This window comes from Gordonia sp. (in: high G+C Gram-positive bacteria) (assembly GCF_049299075.1).
Taxonomy (GTDB): Bacteria; Actinomycetota; Actinomycetes; order Mycobacteriales; family Mycobacteriaceae; genus Gordonia.
In genome coordinates, this window is sequence record NZ_JBAQWU010000489.1 from 1 (window position 1) to 6,825 (window position 6,825).

At 65.7% G+C, this 6,825-nt stretch carries 8 protein-coding genes and 2 pseudogenes; 4 read left to right on the plus strand and 6 right to left on the minus strand.

Going from position 1 to position 6,825, the window contains the following annotated elements; translation table 11 throughout:
- The 3 genes and pseudogenes from WAW85_RS15380 to WAW85_RS15390 form a co-directional block, all read right to left on the minus strand.
- Window positions 1–88 (minus strand): annotated as a pseudogene (locus WAW85_RS15380) (phosphoribosylformylglycinamidine synthase subunit PurQ); the annotation flags it as partial.
- A 2-nt stretch (window positions 89–90) separates the two neighbouring features.
- Window positions 91–330: a phosphoribosylformylglycinamidine synthase subunit PurS gene (gene purS / locus WAW85_RS15385; RefSeq protein ID WP_422560460.1), complete on the minus strand. Its 240-nt coding sequence runs from the start codon at window positions 328–330 to the stop codon at window positions 91–93.
- A gap of 47 nt (window positions 331–377) precedes the next feature.
- Window positions 378–866, minus strand: coding sequence for a glutathione peroxidase (locus WAW85_RS15390; protein WP_422560461.1), 489 nt, complete (start codon window positions 864–866; stop codon window positions 378–380).
- Window positions 867–949: 83 nt separating this feature from the next.
- On the opposite strand from WAW85_RS15390, the gene WAW85_RS15395 reads away from it, so the two are divergent.
- Both WAW85_RS15395 and WAW85_RS15400 read left to right on the plus strand, forming a co-directional pair.
- Complete coding sequence (locus tag WAW85_RS15395; protein WP_422560462.1) at window positions 950–1,417, plus strand: MarR family winged helix-turn-helix transcriptional regulator; 468 nt, start codon at window positions 950–952, stop codon at window positions 1,415–1,417.
- Window positions 1,418–1,440: 23 nt separating this feature from the next.
- Complete coding sequence (locus tag WAW85_RS15400) at window positions 1,441–2,988, plus strand: DHA2 family efflux MFS transporter permease subunit (RefSeq protein ID WP_422560463.1); 1,548 nt, start codon at window positions 1,441–1,443, stop codon at window positions 2,986–2,988.
- On the opposite strand, the gene WAW85_RS15405 is transcribed toward WAW85_RS15400, so the two are convergent.
- A complete protein-coding gene (locus WAW85_RS15405; RefSeq protein WP_422560464.1) occupies window positions 2,978–3,772 on the minus strand; it encodes an alpha/beta fold hydrolase in 795 nt (264 codons plus the stop codon). The two genes, WAW85_RS15400 and WAW85_RS15405, sit on opposite strands and share 11 nt — an antisense overlap.
- A gap of 38 nt (window positions 3,773–3,810) precedes the next feature.
- Here WAW85_RS15405 and WAW85_RS15410 point away from each other — a divergent pair, with 38 nt between their 5' ends.
- A complete protein-coding gene (locus WAW85_RS15410; RefSeq protein ID WP_422560465.1) occupies window positions 3,811–4,116 on the plus strand; it encodes an antibiotic biosynthesis monooxygenase family protein in 306 nt (101 codons plus the stop codon).
- 162 nt (window positions 4,117–4,278) lie between these two features.
- Window positions 4,279–5,739 carry an aldehyde dehydrogenase gene (locus WAW85_RS15415; RefSeq protein ID WP_422560466.1) on the plus strand — a complete coding sequence of 487 codons (1,461 nt, stop codon included), beginning with the start codon at window positions 4,279–4,281 and terminating at the stop codon, window positions 5,737–5,739.
- On the opposite strand, the gene WAW85_RS15420 is transcribed toward WAW85_RS15415, so the two are convergent.
- Both WAW85_RS15420 and WAW85_RS15425 read right to left on the minus strand, forming a co-directional pair.
- Window positions 5,736–6,362 carry a hypothetical protein gene (locus WAW85_RS15420; RefSeq protein ID WP_422560467.1) on the minus strand — a complete coding sequence of 209 codons (627 nt, stop codon included), beginning with the start codon at window positions 6,360–6,362 and terminating at the stop codon, window positions 5,736–5,738. The two genes, WAW85_RS15415 and WAW85_RS15420, sit on opposite strands and share 4 nt — an antisense overlap.
- Window positions 6,359–6,825: pseudogene (locus tag WAW85_RS15425) on the minus strand (hypothetical protein); the annotation flags it as partial. The gene WAW85_RS15420 and the pseudogene WAW85_RS15425, both read right to left, overlap by 4 nt.

A 6,825-nucleotide genomic window follows, 5' to 3' on the forward strand; every position in this document is an offset into this window, starting at 1 on the left:
CCTCGGCTCCGGCGAGCCGAGCGGCGCGGGCCGCATCGACGTCGTCGAGCGTGCCCGGGAAGGTGATGACACCGATCTTCGCGCCCATGGTCACTCGGCCACGCGGTGGACGGCGAAGTTCTCGATCACCGTATTGGTGAGCAATTCTTCGGCGATGCGCTCAAGGTCCGCATCATCGACGTTGTCGTCGACTTCCAACTCGAACCGCTTGCCCTGCCGGACGTCGCCGATGCCGGAGAAGCCGAGCCGCCCCAGCGCCCCGACGATCGCCTGGCCCTGCGGATCCAGAATTTCGGCCTTGGGCATCACATCAACCACTACACGCGCCATGCCTGCCACTCTACCGGTACCCGCGCGGCAGCCACGACGGGACGTTCCTACAGCGCGGCCTCAATGGCGGCGATCACTTCCGGTGCGTCGGGTTCGGTCCGCGGACGGAACCGGGCGAGCACGTCACCGTCCCGGCCGACCAGGAACTTCTCGAAGTTCCATTGGATGTCCCCCGCCTCCCCGTCGGTGTCCGAAGCCTGGGTGAGTGCGGCGTACAGGGGCGACCGGCCGGCGCCGTTGACGTCGACTTTTTCCAGGAGCGGGAACGTGACCCCATAGGTGACTGAACAGAAGGTGGCGATCTCTTCCGGCGAGCCCGGCTCCTGGCCCATGAACTGGTTGCAGGGGACACCGACGACGGTCAGCGTCGGATAGTCCTGCGCGAGCTGCTCGAGTTTGGCGTACTGCGGGGTGAGACCGCACTTGGAAGCGACATTGACGACGAGTAGCGGGCCGGGAAAATCGGCCAGGTTAATCGGCGATCCGTTGAGCGACTCCACGGAAATGGCCTTGATGTCGAGCGATTTTGCAGTCATGCCCCCACGATAGGCGGCCCGGTGATCAAGGTCACCGTTAGTTGTGTTGCAGCAATAGTTGCGTCTGCGTAACTATTGCAGGCGTGTCCGCACCCGATCACGTTCTCGACGCGACCGCCACTGACGTGGCGGCCTTCATCGATCGCGTTCTCTGCGCCACCCATGCCACCACGGCGGACACCCTGGCTGCCACCGAACTCTCGGTATCGCAGCTGCGCATGCTCTTTCTACTGCGCGACAGCGCCGAACCACCCACCGTGAACGAGGTAGCCGACGGGGTGGCGCTCTCGGTGGCCGCCGCAGGCCGTGCTGCCGACCGCCTCGTCGCGGCCGGCTTGGTGGATCGGCGCGAGGACCGCCACGACCGGCGGATGAAGCGGCTCTCGCTGACCGCCGACGGACAGCGCCTGCTGGAAGCCCACTTCCAAGTGCACGCCAGCGCCGTCGAAGGTCTTCTCGCCGAGATGCCCGCGGAGGTCTGCGCCCGGCTCCATGACGGCGTCACCGCTGCGCTCGACTATCTCCCGCCGCGCCCCGGCTGCGTGAACTGATCTCTACTAGTTAAGGAACCCCCATGACACAGGCTGCTGCGCCTGCGCCAGACAAACTGTCGCGCGACATTCTCGTCGTCGCCGGTGTTGTCGTCCTCGGCGCCATCATGTCGATTCTGGACGTCACCGTCGTCGCGGTGGCCCAGGTCGACTTCATGCTCGACTTCGACGTCACCAACCCGGCAACTGTCGCGTGGACGATGACCGGCTACACCCTTGCCCTGGCTGCGGTGATCCCCACCGCAGGCTGGGCGGCGTCCCGCTTCGGCACCCGCAACGTGTATCTGGTTTCGCTGGTGCTCTTCCTGCTCGGTTCGGTGCTCTGCGCCATGGCCGACAGCATCGGCATGCTGGTGGCCTTCCGCATGATTCAGGGCCTCGGCGGCGGCCTGCTGATGCCGATCGGCATGATGATCATGACCCGCGCGGCCGGTCCGGAGCGTCTCGGCTCGGTGATGGCCGTGCTCGGTATCCCGATGCTGCTCGGTCCGATCGCCGGACCGATCCTCGGCGGCTGGCTAATCGATATCGCCTCGTGGCACTGGATCTTCCTGATCAACATCCCGCTGGGCATCATCGCCCTGGTCTACGCCTGGTTCGTTCTGCCCCGCGGCGACAACTCGCCCGGCCGCAAGCTCGACATCATCGGCCTGCTGCTGCTGTCCCCCGGCCTGGCACTGTTCCTGTTCGGCATCTCCTCGTCAGCGGAGAAGGGCACGTTCAATGACCCGCAGGTGTACATCTGCATGATCGTCGGCGGTCTACTGATCTTGGCGTTCGTCGCCTGGGCCCTGCGCGGAAAGGTCAGCAGTCCGCTGCTGGATCTGCGCCTGTTCAGCAACCGCACCCTGACCATCTCGGTGATCACGATGATCTTCTTCTCGGTCGCATTCTTCGGCGCCGGGCTGCTGTACCCGCAGTACTTCCAGTTGGTCGGCGGTAAGACGCCGATGATGGCTGGCCTGTTGCTGGCCCCGCAGGGCCTTGGCGCCATGCTCTCCATGCCGATCGCCGGCAAGCTTACCGATCGCATGGGTCCCGGGAAGTTCGTTCTCGCTGGCCTGGTGTTGATCGCGATTGGTGTAGCGGTCTTCACGACCGTCGGTGCCGAGCCGAATTACGTGCTGCTGTGCAGCGCCCTGTTCATCCAGGGTCTGGGCATGGGTATGACGATGATGCCGATCATGTCGTCTGCGCTCGCCACCCTGCGCGGCCCACAGGTGGCCGATGGTTCAACACTGCTCAATGCGATTCAGCAGACGGCATCGTCGATCGGTACCGCTGTGATCACCGTAATCTTCACCGGCTTGCTGGCGGCAAGTACGCGCATGACGCTGGTGGCTGCGTCGTCGTCCATTCCGGGCGCCCCGAAGCCGACCGCCGACCTGGTCGAGGCCGCCAAGATCGATGCGGCGAACGGATTCGCGACCACGTTCATCGTGGCCGCCGTGCTGGTGGCCTGCTGCTTGATCCCGGCGTACTTCCTGCCCCGGCGCCGGGTGGTCGACGTGATGGCCGAGGATGTCGCGATCGATGGTGCGACCCCGCCGGCACCGGTGATCATGCACTAAACCTGTTCTTCGACAGGAAAGCCTCGACGGCGCCCCGGAACAATTCCGGGGCGTCGTCGTGTATCAGGTGTCCGGCACCGGGCACCCGCAGATAGGTCGATGCCCGACTGCGCTGCGCCATCTCGGCCATCTGCCCCGGTGGGGTCACGGTGTATTCGGCTTCGAGCAGCAGCGTAGGTACCTCAACGGCTGCCCACTGGGTCCAGAAGTCGCGCGAGCCCCACTCTTCGGCGAGTGCCGCCCACACCGGAATCGAACCGTGCAGCCGGCCGTCGTCGAAGGCCTCGTAGAAGTAGCGGCCAGCGATCGGCCCGAACATCTCGGTCGCCTCGGCAAGGCTGGCGAACCGCTCCGGCCACGAGGTGAACCACGGCTGCCAGGTGCCTGTGGTCTGGCCGCGGAAATCTGGCGCCATGTCTTCGACGACGACCCCGGAGATCAACTCCGGATACTGGGCGGCCGCGCACCAGGCGTGCAGTCCGCCCATCGAATGCCCGATCAACGTTGCCGGACCGAGGTCGATCCAGGTGAGCACCTCGGCGACATCGGCGACGAAGCGTTCGGTCGACAGGTCGTCGGCGGTGGGCTCCCCCACGGCGGCGGCGCCCTGGTGGAAGGCGGCGTCGAAGGTGAAGACCCGGCCGTATCGCCGCAGCCACGGGATCTGGCGATGCCAGGTCCGGCCGCGGCCCATCAAACCGTGCAGCAGCACGATCGGGCCGCTCCCGGTACCGGCGGCGGCCGCGTCGACGCCGTGATCGACCAGCCCGACCTCGTTTTCCACGGCCCCGAGCCTACCCCGGCACCGGTAGGGTTATCGGCATGGCAATTGTCAAGATCAACGCGATTCATGTCCCGCAGGGCCAGGGCCCCGAACTCGAGAAGCGGTTCGCTGCGCGCGCTGGCGCGGTGGAGAACGCGCCCGGCTTCCGCGGCTTTCAGCTGCTGCGCCCCACCAAGGGCGACGCCCGCTACTTCGTAATCACCCAGTGGGCCGATGAGGCGAGCTTCGACGCCTGGGCGAACGGCGATGCGCGCGCCGCGCACGCCGGCAACAAGAAGCCGGTCGCCACCGGCGCCGACCTCCTGGAGTTCGACGTCGTCCTCGACGTCCCCGCCAAGGACTGACACCAGCGACCGAACGGCCATCCCTGAGCATGCGTGTCGGCGCCTGCGACGATGGTTCCTGAGCCTGTCGAAGGATGGTTCCTGAGCCTGTCGAAGGATCCGCGGTCGGGTAGAACGTGTTCTAGTATCGAGGGAGTCCTCTCCCCCGATCTAGGAGCACGCATGACCACCGTCGCACCCGTCAACACCGACCAGCTATTTCTCGGCGGGCGGTGGGTCGCGCCACACAGCACCGAGCGCCTGGACGTGGTGTCTCCGGCCACCGGCGAGACGATCGGATCGGTGCCCGTCGCCGATGCCACCGACGTGGGCACCGCGGTGGCCGCGGCCCGCTTGTCGTTCGAGTCCGGAGTCTGGCGCAATACCCCTCCGGCCGAACGTGCTGCGGTGATCCGCCGTGCCGCCGAACTCATCAACGAACGCAGCGGCGAGATCTGCGCGCTGATCTCGGCAGAGATGGGCGCCACCCCGGGCGACGTCGCCACCCTGCAACAGTTGGCGGGGACCGGAGTGCTCAACGGGTACGCCGATGCGGCCGACGCTTACCCGTGGGAAGAGACCCGTCACGGCATGTTCGGCGAATCCCTGGTGGTGCGCGAGCCGGTGGGCGTTGTGGGCGCGATCATCGCCTGGAATGTGCCCCTCTTCCTGTTCTGCAACAAGCTCGGTCCGGCGCTGACCGCGGGATGTTCGGTGGTACTCAAGCCCGCACCGGAGACACCGCTGAACGCTAACCTGCTCGCTGAGATCTTCACCGAAGCCGGTATCCCTGAAGGCGTGATCTCGGTGGTTCCCGGTGGTATCGACACCGGTAAGGCACTGGTCGAGCATCCCGATGTCGACAAGATCTCCTTCACCGGTTCCACCGCCGCCGGGCGGTCCATCGCCGCCCGCTGCGGCGAACTGCTGAAGCGTTGCACCCTGGAGCTCGGCGGCAAGTCGGCGGCCATCGTCCTGGAGGACGTGGACCTGCCGGCCGCCGCCCCCATGCTGGTCTTCTCCGGCATCCTCAACTCCGGTCAGGCCTGCGTCGCCCAGACTCGCGTGCTGGTACCGCGCTCCCGGCACGACGAGATCGTCCAGGCGATGGTCGACGTCGCCGCCACTTTCACCCCCGGCCTGCCCGACGATCCGGAAACCAAAATCGGTCCGCTGATCAACGATGCCCAGCACGCGAAGGTCACCGATTACATCGAGCGCGGCAAAGCTGACGGTGCCACGGCAGTACTAGAGGTCGCCGGCCCGGACATCGGCAGCCGCAACTGGGTCGGGCCGACCATCTTCACCGGCGTCACCAACGAGATGACGATCGCCCGCGAGGAGATCTTCGGCCCGGTGATCAGCATCATCGCCTACGACGACGTCGACGAGGCCATCGCCATCGCCAACGATTCCGACTACGGTTTGGCCGGCTCGGTGTGGACCGCCGATGTACCGCGCGGTGTCGAAATCGCGAAGCAGGTCCGCACCGGCACCATGGGCATCAACTGGTACGCGATCGATCCGTCCGCCCCCTTCGGCGGCTACAAGAACTCCGGAATCGGTCGGGAGAACGGCCGCGAAGGCCTCGAGTCATACCTGGAGCACAAGGCGATCCTGATGCCGATGGGCTACACGAGCTAACCGGTAGGCGCGGTCTGCTCGGGAGCAGGCTGCTCGGGAGTGGCCTCGCCGGTCGTCGCCGGCGGGGTCACCGGGATTGATTCGCGCGGTCCATCGCCCGCCGCGCCATCGTCGACCATATCGCGGAGGGTTTCATCGTTGATCAGTTCGACCTGGTTGATCAACCAGGTCGAGCCGCGGCGCGCCATCGTGTAAACGACGCGCGCCGGGGTCACGTCGATGTCACCGCTGGCACCCGAAGTTGCCGACTGGTTCACGAAGAGCAGGATCCGGGCGGTGTTCCGGGTGTTCTCGATGACGCCCGATCCCTGATCGGTCACCGTTGCGACAACCTTCTGCTCTTTGGTCTGATCGGCGATGCGGTGATCGACGACGTTGCTCTCGTACTCCTTCTTCGCCGCCCCGGTGAGGTGCGCCATCATAAAGGTGATGTTGTCGGAGATCGTCTCCGGCGAGAACGAGTACATCTTCTGCACGTACAGCTGCGCTGCGGCCAGCGCGCTATTGCGGGCATTTTCCACGGCGCGGGCCTGCGCGAACAGCACACCCAGGGTTGCCGTCACTGCCAGCACCGCGACAACCAGCGCAGCAAATCCGATGGTCCACCATTTACGTGCGTTCACCACACGAACTCCAGATCCGTCGCCTTCAACTCGTCGTTGATCCGCGTCATCCCGACCCGGAACCGGAAGGTCTGATACAGCGGTTCCTGCTTGCCAGCCTTATCGCGGCTCTCCCAGCCGATCACCATCAGCACCGTTCCCTCGGTGTCATCCGCCGCGCTGACGGCCTCGGTGATCACCGTCGTCTTGGTGACCGCATCGGCCTCGCGGATCATCGCCGACACGGTCTTCATGTTCTCTTTGAATACCTGTTGGGCTCGCCCGCTGGTCTTCTTCAAAGCCAGCTCGTACATCGCGTCAGCGTTCTCCGCGTCCAAGGTCGTCATCTGCACGACGACCTGACGCGCAAACGCCGTGTACTCGGCACGCAAGTCACGCTCATGGCTCGACCGCTGCAGGCCGACCGCAAAGACGACGGAGCTCACCAGTCCGCCGATCAGCAGCACGGCCCCCAGTGCCACGG